Source organism: Chromobacterium aquaticum (genome assembly GCF_021129195.1).
In the GTDB taxonomy this organism is placed as follows: domain Bacteria; phylum Pseudomonadota; class Gammaproteobacteria; order Burkholderiales; family Chromobacteriaceae; genus Chromobacterium; species Chromobacterium aquaticum.
In genome coordinates this window covers 1-768 of the sequence record NZ_JAJOHW010000304.1, presented here as the reverse complement: position 1 = coordinate 768, position 768 = coordinate 1, and the positions used below count along the sequence as shown (strand labels likewise).

The following is a 768-nucleotide window of genomic DNA, read 5'->3' as shown; positions in this document are numbered from 1 at the left end:
CGCGCCAGGTGACGGTGCCGGTGCGCTACGGCGGTCGGCATGGGCCGGATCTCGCGGCGGTGGCCGCGCATACCGGCTTGAGCGAGCGGGAAGTCGTCGCCGCTCATGCGGGGGCCGAATACCAGGTGTATTTCCTGGGCTTCCAGCCCGGTTTCGCCTATATGGGCGGCTTGCCGGCATGCCTGGCCACGCCGCGGCGCGCCGAGCCGCGCTTGGCGGTGCCGGCCGGCTCGGTGGGCATAGGCGGTAGCCAGACCGGCATTTATCCGGCGGCGAGCCCCGGAGGCTGGCAGATCATAGGCCGCACCGCGCTCAAGCTGTTCGATCCTGGCCGCGATCCGCCATCGTTGCTGCTGCCCGGCGACAGTGTGAGCTTCGCGGCGCAGGAGGGCGAGGATGATTGAAGTCATTCAGGCCGGCGTTCAAAGCACGGTGCAGGACCTGGGTCGCCGCGGTCTGCGCCATCTGGGCGTGGCTCAGTGCGGCGCGCTGGACGGGCCGGCGCTGATCATGGCCAACCGGCTGCTGGCCAATGCGGCGGACGCCGCCGGCATCGAGGTGGTTGCGGGGCCGTTCCGCCTGCGTTTTCTCCGTGATGCCTGGTTCGCGTTGGGCGGCGCGGATTTCGGCGCGGAATTGGATGGCGAGCCGGTGTGGAGCGGCTGGCGTTATCCGGCGCGCGCCGGGCAGCAGCTGACGTTGAGCGGCGGCCGTCACGGCATGCGCGCCTACCTGGCGCTGGCTGGCGGCATCGCCGTCCCGCTGGCG

General features: G+C 71.2%; 1 protein-coding gene and 1 pseudogene. Both read left to right on the top strand.

From position 1 onward, the window contains the following. On the top strand, window positions 1-404 hold a 404-nt coding region (gene pxpB / locus LQT98_RS23955; RefSeq protein ID WP_231465770.1), incomplete at its 5' end, for a 5-oxoprolinase subunit PxpB. Further along, window positions 397-768: pseudogene (locus tag LQT98_RS23950) on the top strand (allophanate hydrolase); the annotation flags it as partial. The gene pxpB and the pseudogene LQT98_RS23950, both read left to right, overlap by 8 nt.